Source organism: Rhodococcus sp. SJ-3 (assembly GCF_051918125.1).
GTDB lineage: Bacteria > Actinomycetota > Actinomycetes > Mycobacteriales > Mycobacteriaceae > Rhodococcus.
Genome location: NZ_CM123306.1, coordinates 4,270,431 through 4,297,380, shown reverse-complemented (window position 1 = coordinate 4,297,380; position 26,950 = coordinate 4,270,431). Strand labels below are relative to the sequence as shown.

The window sequence follows — 26,950 nt, the reverse complement described above, 5'->3', positions numbered from 1 at the left end:
CTGCCAGGATGAGACTGCCGCGCGCGCGAACCGATCTGCGTCAGCGAGGATCCGGCCCCTCCACCAATGGCAGCGACTCATCCGCGGTCCACGCATTGAGCGATCCGTCATACACCGCAACGTCGGAACGCCCAGCCACCGCGAGCGCATGTGCAAGACCCGACGCGGCGATACCACCACCGCAATATGTCACCGGGTGCACGTCCGGATCGAGCGCACCTGCCTTCTCGAACACCACCCGCAATTCGGCCGTCGGCTTCAGACGCCCGGTCGACGGATCGACGAGGTCACCGAACGGAATGTTGATGCTGCCCGGAATGTGCCCGCGGCGGGGGTACGACGGGCTCTCACCTCGATAGGTCGCCGGGTCGAGAGCGTTGATGATCAGGGTGTGCGGATCGTCGAGCGCACCGCGCACTTCGTCGGTGGAACGCAGCAGTTCGGGACGGCGGTGCGACGTGAAAGTGGCGGCGTGCGGGATGACCTGCTCGTCCGACACCGGGTAGCCCGACGCCGTCCAGGCGGGCAGCCCACCGTCGAGGACGGCAGCATCGTCGAACCCCTCCAGCCGCAGCTGCCACCAGAGACGGGCAGCCCAGATCCCACTCGACTGGTCGTACACCACCACCCTGCGGCCGTCCCCAATTCCGACTGCGCCGGCTGCCGTTGCGAAGCGTTCGGACGGCGCGGCGGTGAACGGCTGGGCGGCATGGTGATCGGAGAAGTCGGTGAACAGATCTGCATACACCGCACCCGGGATGTGGGCCTCGAGGTACGTGGCGAGACCGGGCTCGATATGCACCGACCCGTCCGGTGGCATCGTGAGGTGAGTGGTCGCATCGACGATGACCAGGTCTTCGTCGGCGAGCTGCTCGTACAGCCATTCCGGAGAGACAGTGTGCGGTTTCGGTTCACTCATCGGGTCCTCCTCAGCTCTCGGTACCTATCCAGTAGAGCATTGTTCGGGCTCGGGGCTCGTGTCACTCCTTGACCGCGTAGCCCATGTAGGAGATACCGGTGAATCTCGTTCGTCCGAAGTCCAGCCGCCTGCTCACCTCTCCCCACGGGAGACTGCCACGCGCGCCCCGCACCATGTCCAGTACCCGCAACGGATTCTTCGACCGTGGTCCGAGACCCACGATCTCTCCGACGCGGAGTCCGTGCCTGGTCATGACCTCCGCGAGCTCCTCCGGCCGCACACACATCGCCCAATCGTGGATCGGAGTGTCGAACAGCCGGGACCATCGCCACTCCTGCATGATCTTGATAGCGACGAGTCGGCTGGTCCAGGTCCGGTTGATGGTGTCGAACAAGAACAATCCTCCCGGTTCGAGCACCCGGAAAACCTCGCCGATCACCGCGTCCAGATCGGTGACATGCTCGAGCACATCGCAGCAATACACGACGTCGACCCAGGAATCGCGAACCGGCAGCATCTCGCCCCTACCGCGCAGATAGTCGATCTCGAGATTCCCCTCGGCCGCGTGTCTGCCCGCTGTAAGCAGGGAAACCCCCGACGGGTCGACACCGACAACACTGAATCCGATCCTCGCGAACTCTTCGGCAAGAAACCCACCACCCGACCCGACGTCGAGGGCACGCAGTCCTGTGTATTCGCAACCAATCTTCTTCTCGAGCACCTCGAGGAAATACGCGAAGCGACCCGATGTCAGGCTCCCGTGCAGCATGTTGAGGGGATTGTCCTCGTCCCACCACGCTGCACCTTCACGGTTGTACACATCGTTGTCGATGGGCACGGCAGTCACCTGCACATCCTCGAGGAGATCATCTCGCCCTGCCACCATCGCATGATCCGGCGATCGACATGTGCAATCAGGTGGGATCGACCCGGATCATCGCGATAATCCTCACCGTGCTCGCTACACCCCGGATCAGTTCAGGTAGACGACGACGTCGTCACCGCCGACACAGGTGACCACAGGGCTTCCCGAGCACTTCATGGTCTGGTTCTGCCCGGTGGCAGGCTCGCGCGCCTCTACTGTCACCAGCCCGTATCGCAGAGGCTGATCCAGATAGGAGCGACGCACTTCCTCGGCGAATTCACAGGACATGACCGGGTCTGCGACCGCGGCGCTGGTCACCTCAGGGCTGTCGAACGCGCTGGGGCACGAAGTCGCATTCTGCGGCACACTTTTCAGACCTTCCAGACCCGCGACAGGAGCCGAGGACGAAGTCGTAGCCGAGTCGCCGTCGCCCTCGCCCTGCTGCGAGAGCAGGAAGATCCCGACAACGACGATGGCGATCACAACAACAGCTGCTGCAATCTTCGGCATCGCAGAGTTCGAGGTCTTTCCCATTGTTCACAAGGTCCTTCGATCACCGGCCTGCACACGCAAACCGTCGAGCTCGTCGCGGCAAGCGACCGCGCAAGGTCGGCCGATGTAACCGACTGCATGTACGTTGTACCGTTCGCAAGACTAACGGTATCCATTGTTCGAACTACACGTCCGTGACCTGAGCCACGTGCGGCCCCGCAGGCCGTCGCGGCACCGTCGAGCAGGTCCGAGGTGGTTTGTCACGTCAGATCACGCCGCAGCGGAGCCACGACAGCCGCCGCCGATGCCACTGCCGCATACATCAGCAGCACGAGCGCACCGAGCGCGGGAGTGAGCAAGGTCGCCGCCCCCGACGACATCTCCCCCGCCATGGTGTCGCTCAGGAACGTGAAGTTCGTCAACGCCGATGTCGCCCCTCCCGGCATGAACGGATAGAGAGTGTTCAGGCCCGGCAGGATCATGAGCACCGGCTCGAGGAAGTAGAAGTACCCGAGCACGATCCCGGTCGCGACGAGTTGGCTGCGCACGAGCGCGCCGATCCCCACGCCCAGCAATGTGTAGATCGCTGCGGCCACTACAACGCGAGCGAGGACCGCCGCAAGACCTCCCGTCGTGGTGCCGAGGTCGATGCCCCTCGAGGCCGTGACCACCAACAGAGCAAGCGCCGCCGACGACGACATCAAGAACCCGAATGCGAGGCCGAAGATGCTGTAGACGAGCAGTTTTGCAGCGAGTACCGCGCCTCGCCGCGGAACCGCCAGGAAAGTGGTGCCGATGGTCTTGTGGCGGTACTCCCCTGTGACCGCAATCGTTCCGAACAGTGCGGGCACGAACAGCAACAGACCGGTGAAGCCCACCGCGATCGCCACCCCCTCCGGCGTATCGAGACCGGGCATCGGGGGCGACGCGTTCTCCGGCCCTACCAGTCCGAGCACACCGGTGAGTCCGGCACCGGACAGAACGGCCGCGACACACGCCCACAACGGTAAGCGCGTGGAGAACAGCCGGACGAACTCACCGCGGACCGCGCTCGTCATTTCACACCCGCCCTGTCGGTGAGGGAAAGGAAAGCCTCTTCGAGCGTGTTCCCCGTGGCCACGAGTTCGGAGAGTTCGCCCGTCCACGCGATGTGCCCGCGGTCGATGAGCACTACATCGTCGATGGTGTTCTGCAGTTCGGACAGCGCGTGGCTCGAGATCAGCACGGTGCCACCGCTTGCTGCGAACTCACGAAGGAATGTGCGCAACCATACGATTCCCGAGGGATCGAGACCGTTGGACGGTTCATCGAGGACCAGCACCTCGGGGTCGCCCAGAAGTGCGGTGGCCAGAGCGAGCCGCTGTCGCATTCCCGTCGAGTAAGCGCCGACGCGGCGGTCGGCGAACCGGTCGAGTTCGACCGAGTCGATTACCTCGCCGACTCGCTGCACCGGGTGGCCGCCGAGCGCGCAATAGGTGCGCAGGTGGGCACGGGCGGTGGTCGCGGGGTGCGCAGAGGCGATGTCGAGCACAGCACCGACCGTGCCCGTAGGAAACGGGAGGTCCACGTACGGGACCCCGCCGAACCGTGCGGTGCCCGCATCGGGCCGGATCAGGCCGAGGAGCATCCGCAGGGTGGTGGATTTGCCCGCTCCGTTGGGACCGAGGAATCCGGTCACTCGCCCGGACTCGGCGGTGAAGCTCGCGTCGACAACAGCATCGACCACGCCGAATCTTTTGGTCAGGCGCTCGACTGCAATGCCGGTCATGACGCCGAAGCTCCGTGAAGACCGCGAGCGAGTTCGACGGAGTGAGGGCTGCTGATGAGCAGTTCGTCGAACTCGCCGCCGGCTACGCGGCCGCGCAGCACGATGCGCAGCAATGGCTCACCTCGCTTCATGACGACGAGCCGTTTGGTGCCGCGGGGATGCGTGAAGGTGCCGACCTTGAGGAATCCGGAGATTGCAAGACCGTTCCGGACGCCGAGGACTTCGGAGGTCCACCCTGACAGCACCTCCACACGGATCATCGACGACCTCGGGATCGACAGGTGGGTGCGACGGACGAAGAGTGCTTCCCAGCCGGTGAAGGCGAGGTGCAGGGAAGATTCGGAATGCGATAGGTCGGCCATGGCGGCGGCCCTTCTGTCAGCGGTAACCTGGACTCGATAATGAGAACATTATCAGAGTGAGAACAATGGAGGAAAGGGCCAGATGGACGGCGAACCGTCGATAGCCGACGTCGTGCTGCACCCGGTACGGCTGCGGATCATCCAACAGCTCGGCGGTCGGAGTCTGACCACCGCAGAGCTCCGCAAGGAACTACCCGACGTCACCCAGGCCACGCTCTACCGCCACGTGTCCGCGTTGATCGACGCACAGGTCGTCACCGTCGTGGACGAACGACGCGTCCGCGGAACCATCGAACGCACGCTCGCGCTCGGCGAGCGCATGGCGCACGTGGGTCAAGACGATCTCGACGCCGTGAGCGACGCCGAACTACGCAACGCCTTCGTCTCGTTCCTCGGCATGCTCGGCAAAGAGTTCGACAAATTCATCGACAGCGGCGATCGAACCCTCAGGAACTACCTCGGATTCGGCGCGACACCGCTCTACGTCGACACCGACGACCTCGCCGAAATCCAGGCGAAATTCAGCGAAGTACTCGCCTCCTACCGGACCGAGAAGGACAACGCCGTCCGAATCACCTTCGGAACCACGTTGATCCCTACTCCCCCGGGGGAATCCTGATTACGGGTCGGCGTCGAGCCCGAGAGTCGCGATCTCGCCGATGCGGCAACACGTGAGCACGTCGCAGTTGTCGGACCTTACTGGCACCCTCGCCGACATGAGAGACGCTCGAATGAACAGGCACACACGATGACGGCCCGATCGGGTGAGGAATTCGATGCGGATCGCGCCGTGTCGGACATCGCAGCCGCCCTCGCTGTTTCACTCCCCACCTCCGGGCCCACCGCCGATGAGGGAGAACCGGTCACCGGCGAATGGACGATCACCCGGGGTGCCGGTTTCCTGCTGTTCCCGCTCTGGGAGAGCAACGACTTCGTCGGCGTATACGAACCGGAATGGAACGTCGCGGAGGAGGCAGCGGAAGGTCATCTCACGGCGTTGGTTGCGGAGTTGACCCGCAGCTGGGGCCCTCACCGCACCGTGACGATGGGGCCGGCACTGTGGCAGCCGCCCGCCACCGAACCCTTCCGCACCCTCGTCGCCAAGGATTGCCTCGGTGATCTGGCGGTCTGGGGTCCGGTCACCGAATCGAATTCCCGTTGGGTCGCGGTCTCGCTCAATCAATGCGACGGCGACGCCCCGATGATCCTGACCGCACTGATCACCGACAGTCCGATCGATCCGCTCGAGTAGTCCGGGGCCCGCCGTTCCCCCACCGGCCCTCTTCGGACTGGCACACTCGCGTCCATGAGCGATCGACCCGTCATCATCACTGTCACCGGCCATGCCGAACGCGAGTTCGCCCCGAACCGGTGCACGGTCGTACTCCGGGTGCACGCCGACGGCACGACGCGCGAGCACGCCGCCGACCCGGTCACCTCCGCGATCGCCACCCTGACCGACCTCGTCACCGAGCTGCGCGAACGCAACGACAGCCCTGTCGAACGATGGACGTTCGATCAGGTACGCCACAGCCGGCACCGCCCGTACAGCAAGGACGGCAAGACCCGCCCTTGGCGATATACATCGTCGGCGTCACTCACCGTGACGTTCCATGAGTTCGACGCGGTCGGCGCGTTCGTCGACGCCGCCTCCGAGGTCGAGGCCGTCGCGGTCGCCGACCTGAATTGGTGGATCACCCGCAAGGCCCGCGAGAAGCGGATGGCGAAGGTCCGCGACCTCGCAGTCCGCGATGCCCTCGCCAAAGCCAAGGGCTACACGACAAGCTTGGGCTACAGCGATTTCCGTGCTCTCGCCATCGCCGATCCAGGAATGCTGGGTCTTCAGCCGGGCCCGAGCCCAGGCGCAGGAGGTGCACCCATGATGCGGGCGATGCGTTCCGACATCGCGTCGGCGTCCGAGGAGGGCGGCGCCGGATTCGTCCTCGAACCCGACCGCATCACGCTCAGCGCCGACGTCGAAGCGCGATTCGAGGCGTCCTGACTCGGGAGATTCCGTACCGTGTCGGTGGGAGGCAGACATGACAATCAGCAGTTCGATCCTGCGCTTCGCCGGACCCTTCAACTCCGTCATCATGGCGGCCGCGGACCTTCCGATCATCGGCAGCCGCATCCGTGGCTACATCGCACCGATCACATACGTCGGTCGCAGATCCGGCAGGCTGATCACTTTGCCGGTCAGCTACCGGATCTCGGGCGACACCGTGAAGATCGGTGTCGCGATACCCGACCAGAAGTCATGGTGGCGCAACTTCCTCGGCGACGGCGCTCCCATCAGCATCCAGTTCGACGAGAAGCGGACAGGCCATGCAGTCGCCCGCCGCGACGACCGTGGTCGGGTCGAGGTCGTCCTCCAGCTCGACCCCGCGTGATCTTTGGCGGGTCGGTGTTCGCCCGGCGGACGAGATCCCACCGAGGTGTCCTCGAACGGGAGGTGTCCGGCCTACAGTTGGGCAGGCACCAGCAAACCGGGAGTCGTCGTGAACTCGAACGAGACGATGATGGCGTGGCGGGTAGCAGATCCGCGACCGATCCACGAGCACCCACTGGTCTTCGAATCCGGCCCGATTCCCACCGTGGGTCCGGACGAGTTGCTCATCGAAATTCAGGCCTGTGGAGTCTGCAGGACCGACCTGCACGTCTCGGAAGGCGACCTGCCCGTCCACCGGCGTCACGTGGTGCCCGGGCACGAGGTGGTAGGTACCGTGCACCGGACCGGCGAGGCGGTCAGCGGCTTTTCACCGGGCGACCGAGTCGGTGTCGCCTGGCTCCGGTACACCTGCGGACAATGCCGGTATTGCCTGCGCGGGCGCGAGAACCTCTGTCCCTATTCGCGATACACCGGATGGGACGACGACGGCGGATACGCCGAATACGTCACGGTCCCTGCAAAGTTCGCACTTCCACTCCCGGAGGGCTACGACGATGTCGAACTCGCGCCCTTGTTGTGCGCAGGAATCATCGGGTTCCGTGCATTGGAGCGCGCGGCCGTTCCGGAGGGCGGGCGCCTGGGCATCTACGGTTTCGGTGGTAGCGCCCATATTGCGGCGCAGGTGGCGATGCATCGAGGCGTGTCGGTTCATGTCATGACCAGGAGCGCCGATGCCCGCGCGCTCGCCGAGGAACTCGGCGCAGAGTCCGTGCAGGGCTCGGCCGACAGGCCTCCCGTCCCACTCGACGCCGCCATCGTGTTCGCACCGGTAGGAGATCTGGTCCCCACCGCACTCGAAGCACTCGACCGCGGTGGAATCCTCTCCCTGGCCGGCATCCATATGACCGACGTTCCTCGGCTGAATTACCAGCGGCACTTGTTCTGCGAGCGGGAGATCCGGTCGGTGACAGCCAATACACGCGACGACGCGCACACCTTCCTGCGTTTCGCCGGCGAGCATCGGATCCGGGTGAGCACGGTGCGCTACCGGCTGTCGGAAGCGGAGCGAGCATTGACGGATCTCGCCGACGACCGAGTCCGCGGCGCCGCCGTCCTGGTGCCCGACCACGAATAACCTCCGCCCGCGCTCGTGGTCGCGCCGTGCAGGCACACGCACCTGCCAGGGGTTGGGAGTCGGCCCACGTCTCGCCGAGGTTGTCACCGACCTCGCCACCGCAATCGATGTCCACTCCCGGATCCCCTCCGTCACTCGGCTCCGCCGGATGCAATTATGTGAGTTAGTCTAACCTAATCATCGGACCATCTTTCCCGACAGGAGCACACCGTGCACCCACGCCGTGTCGCACACACAGCACGCGCACTTCTTGCACTCGCACTACTGACCGCACTCACTGCCGCATGTACCAGTAGCGAGACTCCGATGAACGAAGAAACCCGAACCGTCACCGACCGATTCGGTGACGTCGAGGTGCCCGCCGATCCGCAGCGCGTCGTCGCTCTCGGCTGGCAGGAGGCAGACACCGTACTCGCTCTCGGCGTGCAACCCGTCGGCACCGCATCGTTCCCGCTCTCCCCCGACGGGCAGGTACCGTGGCAGACCGATCTGATCGAAGGTGAACCGACGCAGGTCGATACCACCCGAGCCGGCTTCGATGTGGTCGATCTCGACCTCGAATCCATCGCGGCGTTGCAGCCCGACCTCATCGTTGCGACGACATTCGCAGACCTCGAGACCTACCACGGCCGACTGAGCGAGATCGCACCCGTGGTCGGCCCGGAAAGCGCCACGTACCTGACGATCCCGTGGCAGGTCCAAGCTCGCCAGGTCGGTCGCGCACTCGGCCGCGAGGACGCCACCGAAACCCTCATCGACGACGTCCAGACCCACATCGACGATGCCGTCGCACGCAACCCCGAACTCGTCGGCGTGACCTACACACTCGGCATCGCCACACCCGTCGGCTACAAGGCAGTCAACGATCCCGACGATTTCAGCAGCGTCATCCTCGGCGAGTTCGGAATGACACTCACCGACACCATCAGCGCCCTACCCGATACCGGCGACGGTTCCGGATCGGCGACGCTCTCTCCCGAGAATGCGCACCAACTCGACAGCGACATCCTGCTGTTGAGTTTCTTCGCAGTGGGCGGGTCACAGCAGGCATTGTCGGATCCGGTCTTCACGTCGATTCCGGCCGTCGCCGACGGCCGGTACATCGACGTCGAGGCCGCATCCCTCACAGCGCTGCGCAATGCCTCGCCACTGTCGATCGACTACACGATCAGCGAATTGATCGAGGGACAGATCGCACCGAGCATTGCCTCGCACAACTGACACGCGACACTCCGGGGTGCACACACCCCGGAGTTGCCAGATGTCAGATCTCGATGTCGAGGTCGTCGGTCGCAAAGACGCCGCGCCCTGCCTCCATCGACGCCCGCGCCGCTTCGAGCCGAGCGACATCGATTCTCGTGTTCGATGTTCCGCGCTTCCAGTAGCCGAAGACCCGGATGCTGTCGGCAGGCAGCACGAGGTCGTCACGACAGCGGCGACGGATCTCTCGCACACCCTCGCGCTCCCCCGCCGCCCATACCGACGCCCCGGCCGGCACTTTCATCCCGGCGAACGCGGTTGCGAGAGGCCGATCGATGCCAGGTTCAGCGCGCTGCACGGTGACGTAATCCCTCCGATCCCCGAGTTCCCCCTCGGCGAGATCGATCTCGTCGTCGGGGGCGGCAGCGACGAGCACTGTCGGAGCCTCGATCGGAAGGCGAGTGAGGATCCGGATCGCCGCGGGTAGTGCCGAAGAGTCTGCCAGCAGGATGCGCGGCAACCCCGGCCCCGGAACCCGGTGTGGGCGCGGACCGGCGATCGGTACGACATCTCCCGTGCGCACCCGGCCGAGCCACCTCATCGCCGGCGACGATTCACGGTGACGGACGATGTCGAGCGCGACCGTCCTGCTCTCGATGTCCACGCCCGCGACGGTGTAGACCCGGGCGGTGGTCTCGGGCGCTCCGTCGATCCCCGCGAACTCCACCGACTGCTCCGGAACCGACAGTCGAACGGCAATGTTGGGTCCAGCCCAGTCCCGAAGTGAATGCGTTCCGGAGATCGTGCCGCTCACTCGGAGCAGTCCGGCCGCGCGATCGCCGACGGAGACGACAGTGAACGTCGCCTCCTCGAGCCCGGCTCGGTGTTCCGGTGCGCGCAGCACTTCCATCAGATCGGCGATCCGGTCGGCCGTGAACGGCGCCTCGTCCGGCATAGCAACCTCGTTCTTCGTCGTATGGATCCGTCAGATAATGTGAGTGAGTCTAACCTAACAACTGCTCCATGGGAGAATGCTCGGCATGTCCTCACCTGGACGACCTCGGCTCGTCACTCCCGAACGTCTCGTCGATGCCGGGATGCGTATCACGCTGCCCAAGTTGAGCATCCGAGCGATTGCCACAGATCTGGGAGTGAGCGAAATGTCCGTGTATCGCCATGTCGGCGACCTCGACGGACTGCACCGCATCGTCGCCGATGGAATCGTCGCGCGCGCCCCGCTACCGATGCCGACTGCCGACGATCCGGAGGATGCGCTCGTCGACCTTGCATTGGCTCTGCGCGATTTCGTGGTCGCAAACCCGGGGATCGGCAGATATCTCACCGCGCTCACACCGCGCTCCGAAGGCGCCTTGGGCGCGATCGACCGCAATCAGAGGCAGTTCGCAGACCGCTACGGCTGGGATCCGGCGGACGCAAGCATCGCATTGTCCGTCGTTGCCGAACACGCGGTGGCACTCGCGGAGATCAACCCGGTCTCACACCGCGCCGACAGAGATGACGTGCGCCCCTCGAGGGCCGACGGGTTCGACACGATCAACTCCGGAGCACGGAAGCTTGCACACCTCACACCTCGTGAGACATTCACGTGGTCGATGCGCGCGACCGCGCGCGGAGTGATCGCGATGCTCGGCACCGGGCTGTGACGCGTATCCGCGAGGATCCCGGCCATTCCCGCTCACGAGGAGTTCACCAGCGGTTGCGCACATCCTCGGCCCAGCCCACGATGCCGTCGATTCGCACCCGAGCTCCGGTGTCGTCCGCAACCGCGCCGGACCAGTGACCGAAACACTGATGGGTGCGGGACGCGAACACCAACAGGTCGGTGACGGATCTCTTCAGATGCAACGGCGTGAACGTGAGGTCTACGGTGTCACCGGTGACCCTCCACTGCGACATCCAGTCACCCGGATCATATGTCCACACCAGTTCTTCACTGATCTTCGACAGATTCCCGTCGACGACCAGCGCGTTCTCCACCGATCCTGTTCCCTCCGTCCACTTCCCGCCGGCCTGGATTCCGATCACCTTGCCGTCGATGCGGCCCGAGCCGGCACCCCAGTTCCAATGCACCGCGTACGGCCAGCGGCCGCGGCCGTGATCGAGCGTCGCCCACGACTGCCCAGCGGGCACCTCCGAGACAACACCGTCGATGCGGATCGTCCCGGTCGCAGGCCTGGCAACGTCCTTGACGGTGTAGTGGAAGCGCCGGTCGGTCCAGGGGACGACCACGCCGAGGCACTCGTGCCCCTCGGGCCGGTGCGCGAGGACATCGATCTCCACCCGCGCGCCGCGCGCCCGCAGCCGAGTCCCGCCGTCGACCTCGTCGATGTCGATCTGCAGCTTCCCGGTGCGGGACCGGACCGGGCCGTCACCGAGATTGCGCGGCAGTGTCGCGGTGCGGGGTAAACCGATGGCGTCATACGAGATCACGTCTCCGCTCTGGAGACTCAGAATCCAAATACCATGCACGGCAGCGTAACCGATGTCGGACACCACCAGCGTGATCACATGGGTCGGCGTGGTCACCGCCCAGTGTTCCCACCGCTTGTTGCGCCCCTTCCTGCCGCCGTGACCGATGCCGTCGGTCGTGATCAACTGTGTGCGCGTCCACCCCACCGCGCCGGGGTTCAGGCGCCCGTCGGACCGGGTCAAGCTGACGGGTTCGGTGATTTCCCGTTCCGGCACGGCCAGAGGTGACGGTGCTCCCCCGGCGGCGTGGTCGTGCCTGCCGCGCAGCCGCATGTTCGATGCACGAACCGCGGCGGGGTCGACCTTCAGTACCCGACGGTCGTAGGTCATCAGACCGTTCGTCTCTTCTTCGACGTCGGCGAGCTGGGTGTAGACGAAAGCTGCCAGCCCGTTCTCGACCGCCGGGCCGAGCTGGGTGTGCTGCAGGCGCAAGAACGCACGCTCGTAGCTCCACCGGTCGGTGAACTTGCGGTAGCCGAACTCCTTGTTGCTCCACACGTGCCCCGGAACCCGATAGGAGTACCCTCCGTACTCCGACAACACTGCAGCGCGTTCATCTGCAGCGTCCGCTCGCGACAGCCGGTACGGCCGGAAATACACGTGGCGACCGACCATGTCGCCGCCGCCTTGATCGTGCCAGCCACTGGCGTGGTCGACAGGCCGGGTGGGGTCGAGGTCCTTGATCCGCGACGTTGCGGTGACGGCGTCGAATTGGCCCCAGGCTTCGTTGAACGGCACCCACGCGGCAATGCTCGGAGTCGAACGCAGCAGCGCGACAGTCGCGTCGAGCTCCTCGAGGAATTCGGCACGCCCTTCGGCGTCCTGCCGTCCGAACCAGGTGTAGTGGGAGTCGTCCAACGTCACCGGAAGTGCGACCGACGCGGTGACCACGGCCTGCCAGTAACTGCGGCCACCGTTGACCATGTCCTGCCAGACCAGGACGCCCAACCGGTCGCAGTGGTGGTACCAGCGCAGCGGCTCGATCTTGATGTGCTTACGCAACATTGTGAAGCCGAGGTCCTTGGCCGTGGCGATGTCGTGGATGAGCGCTGCGTCCGAGGGTGCCGTGTAGAGGCCGTCGGGCCAGTATCCCTGGTCGAGGAGGCCTGCGTGCAGATACGGTTTGCCGTTGAGCAGCAGCCGGGTTCTCCCGGTCGCGTCGGGTCCGACACCGAACGAACGCATCCCGACATAGCTGGAGACTCGGTCGGAGCCGAGTGTGACCTCCACGTCGTACAGGAACGGGTCGTCCGGCGACCAGAGCCTCACGTCGTCGCCGAGCCGCAACTGCGTCGGCACGCCCACCCTCACGCTGCCGGACACGACGTCGTTGCCGTCTGCTCGGATGGTGACCTCGGCAGTGTCGCCGCCGTCACCGCCTGCCGCCACACGGACCTCGACTTCACCGGAGACCGGATCCGGCACGAGATCGAGCGCCGTGATCCAGCGCTGCGGTACCGATTCGAGCCAGACGGTTTGCCAGATCCCGGATTGCGGTGTGTACCAAATCCCTCCGTGCTCGAGCTTCTGCTTTCCCCGGCTGCGCCAGGAGCTGTCGGTGACGTCTCGGACTCTGACGACGAGTTCGTGACACTCACCGCGCAACGCATCGGTGATGTCGAGGACGAACGGCAGGTACCCGCCTCGATGCCCGCCGACGAGTGTGCCGTCGACCCACACCTCGCAGTCCTGGTCGACCGCCCCGAAATGGAGCAGTACACGATCCCGCACGAAACCGACGGGCAGCGTGACGGTTCGGCGGTACCAGAGTGCTTCATCGGGCCGCAGTGTCCGATTCACTCCCGACAACGGTGCTTCCGGCGAGAACGGCACCACAATCTCCCCGCCCCATTCGCGTGGTCGCTCGGTCACCGAGGCAGCGGTGATGACGTAGTCCCAGCGGCCGTTGAGATTCACATACGAGTCGCGGACGAGCTGGGGACGCGGATACTCGGGCAGGACACTATCCGCATCGAGGCTTTCACCCCATTCGGTGATCACAGTCGGCCCTCCAAAGACTCCGCTTCAGCTGTGCACACACCTCCGCGAACATAGTGGCCGACGCAGTTCTCACGCCGGTTGTGCGACGATTCGGCCTGTTGCCGGGCTACATCTGCCACTATGGGTGCATGTCAGGCCTGAAGATTCTGGGACGCGTGACCGGCTGGGCCTGCATAGCGATCGGAGGACTCCAGCTCGTCGGCGGAGTATCCGGGGAGCCCGGCATGACCGGGGATGCGACGGTGGACTCACACGTGCGTTTCATGGGCCCTGTCTTCGCGGGTTACGGCTTGGGGTGGCTCGATGCCGCGGCCACCCCCGAACCGAACCTCGACCGGATGCGGATCCTCGCTGGACTCATGGCTCTCGGGGGTGTCGGCCGGCTCGCGACCCGCTCCACGCTGGGCCGGCCGCACCGGTTCCACGATCTGTTACTCGCGGTGGAGCTCGCCTCCCCGGTGGTGGTAGAGGCACTGGCCCGGCGCGAGCGTGTTGCCCGTCAGCTGTGACCGTCGAGTTCATCGGCGATGAAGGCAGCCCACGACAGAACCCTCTCGGTATCGAATTGCGGGAACGACATGTAGTCGCGCGCGGCTACCGCCTCCGCAAGTTCGGAGACGTCTGCGGGTTTGCCCGGTTCGCCTTCACCCGATCCCCCGGAGAACAGCCAGACGAGCCGTTGTGTCAGATCGGGGGCATGACGTCTGCACGCGTCCCGCGCACCGGCAGACCATTCACCACCTTCCACTTCGCTCCCGATGACGACGGCCTCGAACTCTGTGGCCCGTTCGAGGTCGGACAGGGTACCCAGCGTCACCTCGAATCCCCGTTGGGTCAGCGACTCGGCGATGACCGACGCGGCCTGCCACGCAGTGCCTCGAGTGTTTTCGGTTGCGATGAGGACGGACATGCCCACCGGGTGCCCCGGCAACGAGGCGGGGAAACATCACCGTCACGCACGTCCGCCACGACGGCCGGCGCCGGGATCAGTCTTCGGTCACGTCGAGTACGACGTCGATGTTGCCACGTGTCGCGTTGGAGTACGGGCAGACCTGGTGGGCCTTCTCGGTGAGTTCGAGTGCCTTGTCGTGCGTGAGGTTCGGCAGTGTGACCTCGAGGGTCACGGCGAGCGCGAAACCGCCCGCATCGGTGGGGCCGATGCCGACGCGCGCGCCGACTGCCGAGTCGGTTGCGTCGGCGCCTTCCTGGCGCGCGACCATCTGCAGGGCTGAGTGGAAGCATGCCGCGTATCCCGCTGCGAACAGCTGCTCGGGGTTGGTACCCACGCCATCGCCGCCCATTTCGGTGGGGATCGAGAGGTCGAGGTCGAGCTTTCCGTCACCGGTGCGTGCGTGACCGTTGCGTCCTGCGCCGGTGGCCAGGGCTTCTGCGGTGTAGATGATGTTCATTTCGGGTCTACCCTTTCTCGGAGGTTCCGCCGGTTGCGTCCTGCAACGCGGCGGTCAGTCGGTGGAGCGTGTCCCGAAACGCGACCAGCTCGTCGACCTCGAGCCCGCTTGCGCGGGCGACGCAACCGGGGATGTCCTCTGCGTCCTCACGCAATGCGCGTCCGGCATCGGTGAGGTGCACGACGACTCTGCGCTCGTCGTCGCGTTGTCGCCTGCGTTCGACGAGGCCCGCGGCTTCGAGGCGTTTGAGCAGCGGCGAGAGAGTGCCGGTGTCGAGGTCGAGCGCGTTGCACAGGTCGTGTACGCCTCGTACGTCGCGTTCCCAGAGTGCAAGGAGCACGAGGTATTGCGGGTACGTGACGCCCAGCCGCTCGAGGTGCGGCCGGTACACGGCTGTGGTGGCGCGCGACGCCCGGTAGAGCGCGAAGCACACCTGCTGGTCAAGCGCGAAGTGATCGGACACGTGAATAAAAGTAGCGCACCGTTATATTGTGCGCAATAGAACGGTGCGCAATCTACTGGATGAAGTGGATCACGATGCGGGCCGGGCGGGGAAGGGCACCGCGGTCACAGCTGAGTCAGTCGTCGAATGGCATTGAGCGGCAGCCTCAACCACGTCGGCCGGTTCCGCGCCTCGTACACCACCTCGTAGACCGCTTTGTCCACCTCGTATGCGCGGAGCAGGACACCGGCCTCTCGCGGATCGGATCCGGCGGTAGCGGCGTAGCCGTCGCAGAACGCGGCTGAATTGCGTTGCGCCCACTCCCCTGCCCGGAACTCCCGCTGGGACGCGACGCCCTCGGTTTCACTTTCGCGCACCGAATGATGCGCCGCGTAGTCGAACGACCGCAACATTCCGGCCACATCACGCAGCACCGTGTCCGGCTTCCTCCGTTCGGCCAGCGGCTTCGCCGGCTCTCCCTCGAAGTCGATGAGCAGCCACCGCTCGGGTGTCCGCAGCACCTGACCCAGGTGCAGGTCGCCGTGGATGCGTTGCACCGAAATCGGATCCAGTGCCGCCACCTCCTCGAACAGCGCCCGCGCGCCGGGCACGAAAACCGCGAGTTCGTCCACTTCAGCGGCTGCGGCATCGAGCCGACGCACCATACCCGCAGCCAGATCCGATGCCGGGCGCTCCGAGACGCCGAGACCCTCTGCGAGATGAGCGTGGACCTCAGCGACCGCGACACCGATCCGGTGCGCCTCACCTGCGAAGTCGGTGCCGACCTCGTCGGCGCGCAAATCACCTTCGAGGAGCAGGTCGCGGACGCTTCCGAGTGCCATCGACCAACCGTCGGCGGAGTTCGCCGCAAAGTCCTGAACCATCGCGAGAGTGGTACGCACACCGTCGATATCCGCCTCGATCCATGCGCGGATCGGCGCCACCGACCGGCACTGCCCCGCGGCCAACGCGAGGTGGAGTTCGACATCGGGGTTGATCCCCAGCGTGACGCGGCGGAACATCTTGAGCAGCAACCGTTCCCCGAGTACCACCGACGTATTCGACTGTTCCACGCTCAGGGCTCGCCCCCGCATCTCCGGTGTGATCTCCGCGCCGGGCACGGTGTGCAGTTCGATGGAGCCGCGATTTCCACCACGCGCCAGGCTCTGCGCGTACAAACCGATGATCTCCTGGTCACGTAGCCCGTCGTAGACGAACACAGCGCGGCCCGTCGAGTCGTCCGGTGCTGCGATCGTCCACGGCGTCAGCTCGTCCGGCAGATGAGATCGATAACCGAGCGGCACCTGGTAGACATGCTCCGACGCAGCGTCGAACGTGATTGCCACGAGCAGATGGTCCGCGCCGAACCCAGCCTCCTCGATCAGCGGCTGCCGCAGTACGACTCTCACACCGGTGATCGCGTGCCCCTTCGCGGCAAACCAGCGCTGATGCGGTAGCCACTCCGCCAAGCCGGCTTCGAGGTCCGAATTCGGATACAACCGGTCGTTCTGCTCGATCATGGCTGCACCGCCGCTTCGGCCTCGCTGCTCACCGGATGCACTCCGGGACCTTCACTCGCGGGATCCGGCTGCAATGCGAACCAGAAGAACCCGTGCCCGGGCAGAGTGAGCATATATCCATCCTCCGTGATCGCCGGGAAAGGCACAGAGCCCGTGAGCTCCACCGGGATCCACCCGGCAAACCTCGACAGATCCAGGACCACGGCCTGCGGATACCGCGACAGGTTGTTCACGCAGAGGATCACGTCGCTGTAGTTGCGGCCCGGTCCTTGCTCCATTTCCCGCAGGTAGGACAGCACCGCGGGATTGGCGCTACCGAGTTCGGTGAACGCGGCCTTGCCGAACGCAGGATGTTGTCTTCGCACCTGGATCATCCGCCGTGTCCAGTGCAGAAGAGAGTTCGTCGAATTGAGTTGCGACTCGACATTGACCGCCTGGTACCCGTAGGTCTGGTCCATGATCGTCGGCAGATACAGCCGTGCTGGGTCGGCGCGGGAGAAACCCGCGTTGCGGTCGGGCGTCCACTGCATGGGGGTGCGTACCGAGTCGCGATCGCCGAGCCAGATGTTGTCGCCCATGCCGATTTCGTCACCGTAGTACAGCACCGGGGATCCGGGCAGGCTCAGCAGCAGCGCCGTGAACAATTCCAGTTGGTTACGGTCGTTCTCGAGCAGCGGAGCGAGACGTCGACGGATCCCGATGTTCGCCCGCATGCGTGGATCGGTGACGTACTCGGCATACATATAGTCGCGTTCCTCGTCGGTCACCATCTCGAGGGTCAGTTCGTCGTGGTTGCGCAGAAAGATTCCCCACTGAGCGGTCCGCGGTATCGGCGGCGTCTGGGCAAGGATCTCCGAGATGGGGAACCGACTCTGTCGTCGCACAGCCATGAAGATCCGCGGCATCAGCGGGAAATGGAAAGCCATGTGGCATTCGTCGCCGATCTCGGACTCGCCGAAATACTCGACCACGTCGGTCGGCCACTGATTCGCCTCCGCCAGCATGACCCGGCCCGGATACTCGGCGTCCATCACCGCTCGGCATTTCTTGAGGAAGGCGTGCGTCTCGGGCAGGTTCTCGCAGTTGGTGCCCTCGCGCTCGAACAAATATGGCACCGCGTCGAGGCGGAATCCGTCGATGCCGAGATCGAGCCAGAACCGCAGGACATCGAGCATCGCGTCCTGCACATCAGGGTTGTCGTAGTTCAGATCCGGTTGATGTGAGAAAAAGCGGTGCCAGAAGTACTGCTTGCGGACCGGGTCCCACGTCCAGTTCGATGTCTCCGTGTCGACGAAGATGATGCGCGCATCCTGGTATCCGGCATCGGAGTCCGACCACACGTAGAAATCACCGTAGGGGCCGTCCGGCTCTGCGCGCGAGTCCTGAAACCATGCATGGGTGTCGGACGTGTGGTTCATCACGAGGTCGGTGACCACACGGATACCTCGCTTGTGTGCCTCGTCGAGAAACGTCACGAAGTCCTCGACGGTACCGAATTCGGGCAGGATCGCTCGGAAATCGCGGATGTCGTAGCCGCCGTCGCGCAACGGCGAGTCGTAGAACGGAGGCAACCAGATGCAGTCGGCACCGAGCCATTCGATGTAGTCGAGCTTTTCCGCCAGCCCCCGCAGGTCACCGGTGCCGTCGTGATTCGAGTCGTTGAACGCGCGGACGAGCACCTCGTAGAACACCGCGGTCTTGAACCAATCCGGGTCGACGGGAAGACTGCGCGCGTGCGCGAAATCCTCGGAACGGGTCTCGACGATGTGCCCGTCCGCGGTGTGCTCCGGTTCTGCTGCGTGAGGGTCAAGGTGGGAGCTTTCCGCTGGCATGGCACCTCCGTGCTCGTCGCGTCGCAGGACAGACAGGAGGAGGGTTCCCCGTTGTCGGCGAATCCACACACCGTTGACTCGACAGCATGCGATCGCTGCCGATCGGTGCGGCCCACCCCGCACGAACGAAGACTGTGCGCTCAGCGCGACCACGTCGGGAGATCGATACACGACGGCGTGGCCGATTCGTGGGAGATCTCCTGTTCTGCCCGGTGCAGCGCGGTCGCGGTCGCGGCGGGTTCACCCGTCCCGGGGTTGCGGGCGTAGCGGGGGTGCGCGCCGGAGCTGATCTGGATCCCGATGCGGTGGCCGGCGGCGAACTCATGGAAGGTCGGCCACAGGCGGACCTCGACGATGCGGAATCCTTCCGAATCCGGTTCGGGATCGGTGTCTTTCGTTCCGACGGAGCCGATCCGGCGGATACCGTCGCAGACCGTCATCGCACGACCGTCCGGATGCACATCGCAGATGCGGACGAACAGGTCGGCGCTGGGCTGCGAGGAGCGGAATCGGATACGGGCGACAGGTTCCCCGGCGACGGTCAGCGGTTCGGCGAGGACGCCTCCGCGGAACACCACGACATCGGCCCGGCGTTCGTGTTCGGTGTTGTCCACCGGATCCGATTTCGGATCCAGACTCGGGCCGCCGAGGGCAGGAGTGGGATCGGAGGGGTCGTAGACATAGGTGGTGTTGCCACCAGCGGGTGCGTCGGATCCGAGCCCGCCGCTGGGCTGGAGGAACAGCGATTCGGTGGAGACGTCCCGGGGTGGCCACGTGGCCAGATCGTGCCATTCGTCGGCGCCGGTGCGGAACGCACGAACCGGTGCGACGCGTGTGGTGGTCGCGTCGGCGAACTGCTCCTTCAGGAACTCGACCGTCCCCGTGATCGTCGGCGCGGCCATCCCGCGGGACTGGTGAGCCCACGGCCCCACGGTCAGGCGCGGCGGCCTTCCGGCCTCGACGAGCTGGGCGTAGTTGCGGAGTTGCCAGGGCAGGAAGATGTCGTACCAGCCGGTGACCATGAAGATCGGCGCGGCGACCTCGGGAACGGAAGCGGTATGTGACTGCTGCGTCCAGTACTGGTCGGCGAGGTCCTCGCGGGCGACCCAGTCCTGGTACCAGCCCACCTGCCGTCCGTTCGCTGCGACGTCGCCGGCAGTCAGCGGCAGCACATCGAACGCCTTCCGCAGTTTGGAATCCGGGCCGCGTAGCCCCAGCAGCAGGGGCAGCAGCTCCCGGTGGTTCATGCGGTCCATCATTTGCGTCCAGCCCAGCGCATTGCGCATGGAGAAAGCGCCGTTGTCCCAGGTGATGGCACCGAAGTCGGGCATGGTGACGAGCAGGCAGAGCGCGTCCGGGGCGTTGTCGGGGTCGGTGTGTTCGAGTTCTGCCGCCACCGCCCACTGGGTGAATCCCATGTAGCTTGCGCCGTAGGTCGCGATCGGACCGGTGTGCCATGGCTGGGCGCGAACCCAGCGATGCGTGGCCATGCCGTCGCGCTGTTCGTCGATCTGCGGGATGAACTCTCCCCCGGACCCCCACGTGCCTCGGCAACTCTGGAACAAGACCCTGAAACCCTCGCGGGCAAGAGCCCGCGCCGAACCCGCCACCCCGCCGCTGCGCCCGTAGGGTCCGCGAATCACCACGGTGGGCAGGCGCGGATCGGTATCGCCGAGTGGGGTGATGAGGTCGGCGAGAAGAACGACACCGTCGTCCATCGGAACACGGAGATTCTTACGGACTTCGATGTCGTACGGTCCGGGTTCGAGCCCTGCGATGGTCTTGGCCTGAATCCAACGACCGAGACGTTGACGTAGTGTGCTCACACCATCGATACCCACCCCTACGATCCCCATGGTGGGTCAGTTTCGCCGAAATACCGTTCTGGGTCAATGACATACACGCTGCCGCCCCGGAGGGAGGCACCTCGATGCTCCGCAGCCCGATGACATACGAGATCCGAACGGGGATTTCGCGCCGCGGTGGATCGATGCTGCCGAGAGCTACTGTTCGTCGTCCGAATGACTCACGATGTTGACCACGGTGCCGTCCGGCGCGCGGACGAAGAATCGCCGCACACCCCACGGCTCGGTCGTCAGCGGATGGACTATCTCGAGCCCACGCCGTTTCGCCTCCTCGTAGGCAACCTCCACGTCGTCACCGACATGCACGGACAATGCCGAGTCCACCGGTGCTGTTTCGTCCCCGCTGACGAGCTGCACACTTGCACGCCCGTCCGGAGTACTGAACCGAGCGACCCATCCCAGATTCATCTCCTCGACGGTAAGCCCGAGATAGTCGGCGTAGAAGCTACGGGCTTTTTCGATACTCGGGACGTTCAGGTTTGCGGTGAGACCGGTGGGGCGCATGTCGGGAATCTCCTTCTGATTCGGCTGCGTTCCATCCGATTCCACTACAGGCACTGCCGTCCTCGTGGCGGTTCCGGCTCGTGCAGGACCGTCACCTGCTATCCGTGCCGATCAGTGCGCGCCCCCACCGACTCGCACGTTCCGTTTCGCCAGGTGCGAGGATCGTCCGCTTGTCGACAAGGAAACTCTCCGGCTCTGTCACGAGAGTGAAACCGGCCTTACGCAGTTTCTTACCGATCGACCTCGATGCTCGGCCGGTCAACAACGGGTTGGCGTCGAGTCTCGTATCGAACGCGGCGGCCTTCCCGGTGGCCTGTCCGAGGGAAGCGAGCCATTCGCGCACGCCGTCGCTCTCCGCGTCGGATTCGAGGGTGAGCGAATTGTCCGGTTTCTCGGCCGCTTCCACTGCACCGTGGCGGGTGGTGGGCCTACTCATCCCGTGCACGTGGGTAGGGCCGCCGACCACTACCAGGTCGTACGCGGTGAGATCTTCGTCCTTCGCGTCTGCTGCGGCGACAGTGGTCACCGCAGCAGCTTCTCCGATCCCCTGCGCAATCGCTTCCGCGACGTGACGGGTGTTCCCGTACATCGATTCGAAGATCACCAGAACTTTCATGGCGGACATCCTCTCGGCGGGAGAACTGCCGGTCCCGAGACGACCGGTAGTTCAATGCTAAGCCCCGGTGAGGACGTCATCCGCGGATATCCTCGTCAGCACCGGTTCGAGTTCATCCGTGTAGAACCTGAAATCTGGAGGCCCTGTTGTCCTCGACTCGACGTGTCGAGAAGGGTCTCGAGCCTCGCCGGCACGCTCTGCATCTTCGCGCCGCAGCGTAGCGCGGGTCGACGGCTACGGCTCGCTGAGGAACTCACCGATCATCCTGTAATGCAGCGGGAACCAGTGTGGCACCGACGAGCTCCTCCAGGTAGCCGGCGACACAGTCTTCGTCATTGCTCGGCAGGACGTGGTCGGCCAGTGCGAGGACTTCCGGCAGCGCGTTGGACGGACAGAGTGCCGTCCCCGCCCACATCAGCATCGGGATGTCGTTGATGGCGTCGCCAGCGACAGCAACCTCCTCCGCAGTGATCCCGTCGACCGCGCAGAGCTCGGCGAGCGCACTCGCTTTTGACACACCGGACGCCGCCATCTCGATGTACGGCGCGCCGGAGTGTGTCAGCTCGACACCGTCGATCCCAGCCGCCACTGCCGCCCGGTACAGCTCGGCACTGGGAACCTCCGGATGTCGGGCGACGATTTTCACCATCGGCTCGTCGATGTCGGGCAGCACTTCCGACAGCGCCATCTCGTGCGGATGCCGGTGGTGGTCGGCGAAGTCACACAACGCCGCGTACGCCCGCTCGGCAACGAAGCGGGTAGGGCCGACGTTCGCGAATACGACTCCGGGCAACAGCGTCCTCACCCGGTCCATCGCCGCTGCGGCCGACGCCACCGTAATCGGCGTCGTCGCGGTGATCACCGGGGTTCCATCGGCCAGGTCGAGAACCACAGCGCCGTTCGCGCAGATCGCCTTGCCGCGGAATCCGCACGACTGCGCCAGGTCGTGCACCGAATGCCGAGCGCGAGCCGTCGCCCACACCACCTCGACTCCCGACCGTCGCGCGTCTTCCATGGATTTCGCGGTGCGGGAAGAGATCGTGCGGTCCGACCGCAGCAGGGTGCCGTCGAGGTCCGTCGCGAGAAGCCGAATTTGCGTCACCTTCGCATGATGCCAGGGCAGCATATGCACCCACACTCGAGTGCCGGCTCGGCGGACGCCGTGAGCTGCGCAATGACATGGCACTGCGTGCTTCCCAGTCGAGTGGTGGGTAAGGCCGAGGTGTGCGGGGATCTGACGGTCACGGAACCGGAGTGGGGGCGAGGTCGTTTCCGGGCCCCACCATGCCGCAGTTCCCGGCCGGTAGTGCGCCTGCGAAGCGGTCGGTGAAAAATTGGGCCGTCTGCGCTTGGAACGGCATGAATGCCTCACTGTGCGAGAGCCGGTCGTACCGCGCGTAGGTGACGGCAACACCGCGTTCGCAGTACTGGTGCGCCAACCCTTCGACATCGGCGGTGATCATCACGGAATCCCCGGTGCCGTCGACATCCCCGACCGCCAGCAGCATCGGCACCCGCGGGGTACCTGCCGTGCCCATGATGTTGTCGTTGATGGCACGGACCACACCGGGGACGTCGAGCAGCGAAGTGTAGGGAGCCCGGAGCATCTCGGTGTCGGTCAATCCCGGGTATTTCGATGCGAATGCGTTGATGCACTGTGAACTGACCGTGTCGACGATCTGCTGCCCGTACGGGTTGAGAAATGCCGCGGTGTCGAGACCGTAGGTGCGCTGATACGCGACGATCAGTGCGGGGATGACCCCGGCCCAGCTCGCGCTGCCACTGACGTAGGGCAGGTTGTGGGCCAGGTTCACCGGAAGGCCACCCGCCGCCGCGCCGACGATGTTCAGTTCGGGCGCATACGTCGGTGCAACCTCGGCACCCCACTGGGTGGGCACCGAGCCGCCGGAGTAGCCGGCCAATCCCACCGGTGTCGATGCGGGAAGCCCCAGTACCGACTCCGCAGCACGCACCCCGTCGAGTGCCGCGTACGCGGACTGACGTCCGATGGTCCACTCGAGGTCCGGGCCCTCGTAATCCGGCACGACGACGGTGTATCCGGACGCGAGGTAGCCGGTGATCACGCCCTGCTCGAACGTGCCTGCCTGACTGTAGGTGCCGTTCCCGGTGAGGGTGTACGACGGATCGCACTCGGAACCGAGCGCGTCGTATGCCATGTGGTACGAAATCATCCGTGCCGGTCCGGGCCCCAAGGGTCGTAGGACCGTCGCGACCGTCGTGGTCGGTCGGTCGAACTGGTCGGTGGTGCGGTACAGCACCTGTGTGCTCGTGATCGGCGTGGCCTGATCATGGAACCCGTACGGCATCGTCCGGGTGTCGAGCACCGTGCCCGGTGCGACGTCGTCCAACGATCCGTCGTACGTGTAGAACGGGTCGGCCGACGGCAACGGAACCACCATCGGGGCCGAGGGCTGCGCGGTCGCGGTACCCGCACCGGTCGCCACCGCGGTGGAAAACAGGACAGCGGCGGTGAACACGGCGACAGCACAATTGCGTGCTGCGCAGAAGAACGAGCGGGCTCGGGGCATGATCGGCGCCTGTCTCGGACACGACCCGCGACCTGGGTCCCAGGTGGAGCGCTGTCCTGCCCTACATACTTGCCGATCCTGCCTCGGTTGTCGCAACAATCGAAGAATCGGTCGACAAGCCCGCGTATCCGAATGGGAAAACTGCTCCGCGCTAGACGGCTTCGTACGCTGCGGCGAGATCGATACGCAACCACCCGCCGTTCGGCCCCGCCTGATCCAGCGGATAGCCCGCGGGGATCGCGGTGCGCCGCAGGATGTCGAGTCGCTCTTCGTCGGTGAGGTCGGGGGCGACACCACGCAGCAGTACTGCGGCTTCGGCCGGAATGTCGTTCGTCATCGATGGATCGATCCGATCGAATCCGTACGTCATCCGCTCGTTGTACTCGGCGAGCGCGGTATCGATCGGGCGATACGGCGTGTCGGACGAGATGTATCCGTCAAGCGGCTCCCCCACCGACCACTCGAGCGCTGCTCGCAGCTCGGCCGCGGCTTCATCCACCACGCGTTCGAATGCCGGATCACTCAACCGGTCCGCAGCCGCAGCGTGGCCCATGATGCGCCCGCCCATGACGTCGAGGGGGTAGTGCACACCGAGCACGATCCGGCTGTTGCCCACCTCCGATGCTCTGGTGAGGATCTGCGGTGCCAATTCCGGAAGCATGTCCGCCAACAGGATGCCGGTCAGATACGAACTCGATGTATGGCCCGACGGGTACGAACTCGTCCCACCGACCTCGGCGTACGGATCGGCGGCGCCGCTGACTCCGTCACCGAAGTAGTAGTGGATCCGGTCGGGCGCCACCTCGAACGGCCGCGGATTGCTCCAGTGCTGTTTCTCCACGAGGGAGAGGTTCGCGATACCGATGGCGCGCCCGAGCTCACCTCCGAGGAGCGCTTGCGTCTTGGGCAGCCGCCCCTCGTGGAGCGCGGTACGGAACGCCGCGCCGAGCCCCTCGCCGAAACCGTCCGACAACGACACCAGTCGTTCGTGGTTGCTGTCGAACAGTGCCCGCTGCTGCGCGATGGCCGAGGCACCGTTGTTGATCTCCACGGTCCGGTCGAGGTTGCGTTGCATCAGGTCAGGTCGGGTGTCGCGGATCCCGGTGAATCCGTCCAGTACCGGGATGAAGGTGCCGCGCGCGGGAAAGTCGGACGGGTACGGACCGACAAGCTCCTGCAGGGTGTACGGCTCGGCGACCGGGGGCGCCGGGTCGGCGTGAGCGAGTGTCCCCGACAACGTCATCGTCGTTGCCACCGCGACGGCACCAGCGCATCTGAGGAGCTTCATCGAGTTGTCCCTTCCCGAACCTGGACGGCCGTTCGGGAGACTACCTACAACGTGCATGGAATGTATAGCTTCACTTCGCTCCTACCGGAGCGGCCATCGGGAAGAACTCGGATCATGCCGACGGATCGGTGATGCCGCGCAACAGCGTGAGTGTCTCGCGTAGGTCGTGCATGCGCCGGGCTCCGAGGTGCTCCGTCCAGTCCTTGTCGATTTCGGCTTCCTCGGTGCGGGCAACGGCAATCAGTTCCTCGCCGCGCGGCGAGATGCGGACGAGGCGAGCGCGGGCATCGGTTGGGTCGACTACTCGTTCGACGTATCCGGCTCGTTCGAGCTGGTCCACGAGATGCGTGGCGGTCTGCTTGGAGACCAGAGCTTGCTCGGCGAGTCCGGACAGCCTCGTCCCGTCGGGTCCGATCCGGGCAGCGATACGGGCCTGAGCGAGAGTGATCTCGAAGCCGGCTCCGCGAAGCGCACCGAAGACACGGCTCTCCGCATTGCGGTGCGCGGTGAACATCAGTACGGCGATATGCGGGTCGTCCGCCATGACACCCCTTGTCATCGATTCGAAGTTGAGACTAATATTAGTCCTAACTTCGAATCAATTCGATCGGAACCGATCATGAACATCGACGAAGTCTGGGCAGCCATCGACGACCATCGCGGACGTACAGCAGATCTACTCGAGACTCTCGATGATGCTGAGTGGCAGCATCCTTCGCTATGTCACGGATGGACGGTACGTGACGTGGCAGCACATCTGACTCTGCAACAGATCCGCGCCCGCGAGGCGATCGCCATGCTCCCACTCGCACTCCGGCACCCCGGAGGCACGAACTCGCTGATCCATCACTCCGCCATACAGAAGGCAGCTGTGCCGACCGAGCGGCTCATCGAAGAAATTCGAGCAATGATCGGCTCACGGAAGCACAACCTCGGACTCTCCCCTCGCGAACCCCTCGTCGATATTCTCGTCCACGGACAGGACATCACGATCCCGCTCGGCCGCGCGCTGAGCGTCTCGCCGGAGGTGGCCGCAGACGCCGCGACACACATCGCGTCCTACGGCACAGGATGGAAGTCGAAGGTGTTCCAGAAGAACCGATTCAGCGCATCGCAGCTCTGCGCGACCGACATCGCCTGGTCGACAGGCACCGGGCCTGAGATCCGAGGCCCGATGCTGACCCTCCTTCTGCTCCTCGCCGGTCGAGACGTCGATCTCGGTCCGCTGTCCGGCGAAGGCCTCACAACCGCACCCACGACGAAACCGGCTCCGCAGCACACACCCCCGGCGTGAGGATCGAGTG

The 26,950-nt window shown here is 65.0% G+C and carries 29 protein-coding genes; 9 read left to right on the top strand and 20 right to left on the bottom strand.

Translation table 11 applies throughout. The annotated features are described in order from the left end of the window. Positions 1-40 precede the first annotated feature (40 nt). From ACTDXD_RS20010 to ACTDXD_RS19985, 6 genes are all read right to left on the bottom strand, one after another. Positions 41-919 (bottom strand): sulfurtransferase, encoded by an 879-nt coding sequence (locus tag ACTDXD_RS20010; RefSeq protein WP_440124008.1) that lies wholly within the window; start codon positions 917-919, stop codon positions 41-43. A 61-nt stretch (positions 920-980) separates the two neighbouring features. Next, a complete protein-coding gene (gene ubiG / locus ACTDXD_RS20005; protein WP_440124007.1) occupies positions 981-1,766 on the bottom strand; it encodes a bifunctional 2-polyprenyl-6-hydroxyphenol methylase/3-demethylubiquinol 3-O-methyltransferase UbiG in 786 nt (261 codons plus the stop codon). A gap of 126 nt (positions 1,767-1,892) precedes the next feature. Continuing rightward, positions 1,893-2,318 carry a serine/threonine protein kinase gene (locus tag ACTDXD_RS20000; protein ID WP_440124006.1) on the bottom strand — a complete coding sequence of 142 codons (426 nt, stop codon included), beginning with the start codon at positions 2,316-2,318 and terminating at the stop codon, positions 1,893-1,895. Between the two features lie 218 nt (positions 2,319-2,536). Beyond that, positions 2,537-3,334: a hypothetical protein gene (locus tag ACTDXD_RS19995; RefSeq protein WP_440124005.1), complete on the bottom strand. Its 798-nt coding sequence runs from the start codon at positions 3,332-3,334 to the stop codon at positions 2,537-2,539. Beyond that, a complete protein-coding gene (locus ACTDXD_RS19990) occupies positions 3,331-4,044 on the bottom strand; it encodes an ABC transporter ATP-binding protein (RefSeq protein ID WP_440124004.1) in 714 nt (237 codons plus the stop codon). The genes ACTDXD_RS19995 and ACTDXD_RS19990 overlap by 4 nt, the downstream gene beginning before the upstream one ends. Continuing rightward, positions 4,041-4,406 (bottom strand): hypothetical protein, encoded by a 366-nt coding sequence (locus tag ACTDXD_RS19985; protein ID WP_440124003.1) that lies wholly within the window; start codon positions 4,404-4,406, stop codon positions 4,041-4,043. The genes ACTDXD_RS19990 and ACTDXD_RS19985 overlap by 4 nt, the downstream gene beginning before the upstream one ends. Positions 4,407-4,488: 82 nt before the next feature. Here ACTDXD_RS19985 and ACTDXD_RS19980 point away from each other — a divergent pair, with 82 nt between their 5' ends. From ACTDXD_RS19980 to ACTDXD_RS19955, 6 genes are all read left to right on the top strand, one after another. After that, on the top strand, positions 4,489-5,025 hold the full coding sequence (locus ACTDXD_RS19980) for a helix-turn-helix domain-containing protein (RefSeq protein WP_440124002.1): 537 nt from the start codon (positions 4,489-4,491) through the stop codon (positions 5,023-5,025). A gap of 129 nt (positions 5,026-5,154) precedes the next feature. Next, on the top strand, positions 5,155-5,658 hold the full coding sequence (locus ACTDXD_RS19975; protein ID WP_440124001.1) for a hypothetical protein: 504 nt from the start codon (positions 5,155-5,157) through the stop codon (positions 5,656-5,658). A 54-nt stretch (positions 5,659-5,712) separates the two neighbouring features. Next, positions 5,713-6,408, top strand: a complete 696-nt coding sequence (locus ACTDXD_RS19970) for an SIMPL domain-containing protein (RefSeq protein WP_440124000.1) — start codon at positions 5,713-5,715, stop codon at positions 6,406-6,408. Positions 6,409-6,445: 37 nt separating this feature from the next. After that, positions 6,446-6,796: a hypothetical protein gene (locus tag ACTDXD_RS19965; protein WP_440123999.1), complete on the top strand. Its 351-nt coding sequence runs from the start codon at positions 6,446-6,448 to the stop codon at positions 6,794-6,796. A gap of 126 nt (positions 6,797-6,922) precedes the next feature. Then, entirely contained in the window at positions 6,923-7,930 is a 1,008-nt protein-coding gene (locus ACTDXD_RS19960) for a zinc-binding alcohol dehydrogenase family protein (protein ID WP_440127715.1), read from the top strand. A gap of 306 nt (positions 7,931-8,236) precedes the next feature. Beyond that, entirely contained in the window at positions 8,237-9,151 is a 915-nt protein-coding gene (locus tag ACTDXD_RS19955; RefSeq protein WP_440123998.1) for an ABC transporter substrate-binding protein, read from the top strand. Between the two features lie 43 nt (positions 9,152-9,194). Here the strand turns inward: ACTDXD_RS19955 and ACTDXD_RS19950 are convergent, their stop codons facing one another. Next, positions 9,195-10,085 carry a siderophore-interacting protein gene (locus ACTDXD_RS19950; protein WP_440123997.1) on the bottom strand — a complete coding sequence of 297 codons (891 nt, stop codon included), beginning with the start codon at positions 10,083-10,085 and terminating at the stop codon, positions 9,195-9,197. A gap of 85 nt (positions 10,086-10,170) precedes the next feature. Between ACTDXD_RS19950 and ACTDXD_RS19945 the strand changes: the two genes are divergently transcribed. Then, positions 10,171-10,794: a TetR/AcrR family transcriptional regulator gene (locus ACTDXD_RS19945; RefSeq protein ID WP_440123996.1), complete on the top strand. Its 624-nt coding sequence runs from the start codon at positions 10,171-10,173 to the stop codon at positions 10,792-10,794. Between the two features lie 43 nt (positions 10,795-10,837). Here ACTDXD_RS19945 and ACTDXD_RS19940 read toward each other — a convergent pair whose 3' ends face one another. Further along, positions 10,838-13,621 carry a DUF2804 family protein gene (locus ACTDXD_RS19940; protein WP_440123995.1) on the bottom strand — a complete coding sequence of 928 codons (2,784 nt, stop codon included), beginning with the start codon at positions 13,619-13,621 and terminating at the stop codon, positions 10,838-10,840. Between the two features lie 128 nt (positions 13,622-13,749). On the opposite strand from ACTDXD_RS19940, the gene ACTDXD_RS19935 reads away from it, so the two are divergent. Continuing rightward, positions 13,750-14,130, top strand: a complete 381-nt coding sequence (locus tag ACTDXD_RS19935; protein ID WP_440123994.1) for a DUF4345 domain-containing protein — start codon at positions 13,750-13,752, stop codon at positions 14,128-14,130. Here ACTDXD_RS19935 and ACTDXD_RS19930 read toward each other — a convergent pair. The 12 genes from ACTDXD_RS19930 to ACTDXD_RS19875 form a co-directional block, all read right to left on the bottom strand. Further along, a complete protein-coding gene (locus tag ACTDXD_RS19930) occupies positions 14,121-14,531 on the bottom strand; it encodes a flavodoxin domain-containing protein (RefSeq protein WP_440123993.1) in 411 nt (136 codons plus the stop codon). The two genes, ACTDXD_RS19935 and ACTDXD_RS19930, sit on opposite strands and share 10 nt — an antisense overlap. A gap of 76 nt (positions 14,532-14,607) precedes the next feature. Next, on the bottom strand, positions 14,608-15,030 hold the full coding sequence (locus tag ACTDXD_RS19925; protein WP_440123992.1) for an organic hydroperoxide resistance protein: 423 nt from the start codon (positions 15,028-15,030) through the stop codon (positions 14,608-14,610). 7 nt (positions 15,031-15,037) lie between these two features. Next, positions 15,038-15,493 (bottom strand): MarR family winged helix-turn-helix transcriptional regulator, encoded by a 456-nt coding sequence (locus tag ACTDXD_RS19920; RefSeq protein ID WP_440123991.1) that lies wholly within the window; start codon positions 15,491-15,493, stop codon positions 15,038-15,040. Between the two features lie 104 nt (positions 15,494-15,597). Further along, positions 15,598-16,992, bottom strand: a complete 1,395-nt coding sequence (locus ACTDXD_RS19915; RefSeq protein ID WP_440123990.1) for a maltokinase N-terminal cap-like domain-containing protein — start codon at positions 16,990-16,992, stop codon at positions 15,598-15,600. Continuing rightward, positions 16,989-18,824: a maltose alpha-D-glucosyltransferase gene (gene treS / locus ACTDXD_RS19910; protein ID WP_440123989.1), complete on the bottom strand. Its 1,836-nt coding sequence runs from the start codon at positions 18,822-18,824 to the stop codon at positions 16,989-16,991. The genes ACTDXD_RS19915 and treS overlap by 4 nt, the downstream gene beginning before the upstream one ends. Before the next feature lie 140 nt (positions 18,825-18,964). Beyond that, a complete protein-coding gene (locus ACTDXD_RS19905) occupies positions 18,965-20,680 on the bottom strand; it encodes a CocE/NonD family hydrolase (RefSeq protein ID WP_440123988.1) in 1,716 nt (571 codons plus the stop codon). A 147-nt stretch (positions 20,681-20,827) separates the two neighbouring features. Further along, on the bottom strand, positions 20,828-21,193 hold the full coding sequence (locus ACTDXD_RS19900; protein ID WP_440123987.1) for a VOC family protein: 366 nt from the start codon (positions 21,191-21,193) through the stop codon (positions 20,828-20,830). Between the two features lie 91 nt (positions 21,194-21,284). Continuing rightward, positions 21,285-21,809, bottom strand: a complete 525-nt coding sequence (locus tag ACTDXD_RS19895) for a flavodoxin family protein (RefSeq protein WP_440123986.1) — start codon at positions 21,807-21,809, stop codon at positions 21,285-21,287. Between the two features lie 253 nt (positions 21,810-22,062). Then, positions 22,063-22,911, bottom strand: coding sequence for an HAD family hydrolase (locus ACTDXD_RS19890; protein ID WP_440123985.1), 849 nt, complete (start codon positions 22,909-22,911; stop codon positions 22,063-22,065). 139 nt (positions 22,912-23,050) lie between these two features. After that, positions 23,051-24,229, bottom strand: coding sequence for a lipase family protein (locus ACTDXD_RS19885; protein WP_440127714.1), 1,179 nt, complete (start codon positions 24,227-24,229; stop codon positions 23,051-23,053). Between the two features lie 280 nt (positions 24,230-24,509). After that, the gene (locus ACTDXD_RS19880; protein ID WP_440123984.1) at positions 24,510-25,646 is read right to left on the bottom strand and encodes an acid phosphatase; all 1,137 of its coding nucleotides are present in this window, start codon (positions 25,644-25,646) and stop codon (positions 24,510-24,512) included. A gap of 112 nt (positions 25,647-25,758) precedes the next feature. Beyond that, on the bottom strand, positions 25,759-26,190 hold the full coding sequence (locus ACTDXD_RS19875; RefSeq protein ID WP_440127713.1) for a MarR family winged helix-turn-helix transcriptional regulator: 432 nt from the start codon (positions 26,188-26,190) through the stop codon (positions 25,759-25,761). Between the two features lie 75 nt (positions 26,191-26,265). Here ACTDXD_RS19875 and ACTDXD_RS19870 point away from each other — a divergent pair, with 75 nt between their 5' ends. Next, the gene (locus ACTDXD_RS19870; protein WP_440123983.1) at positions 26,266-26,940 is read left to right on the top strand and encodes a maleylpyruvate isomerase family mycothiol-dependent enzyme; all 675 of its coding nucleotides are present in this window, start codon (positions 26,266-26,268) and stop codon (positions 26,938-26,940) included. Positions 26,941-26,950 lie beyond the last annotated feature (10 nt).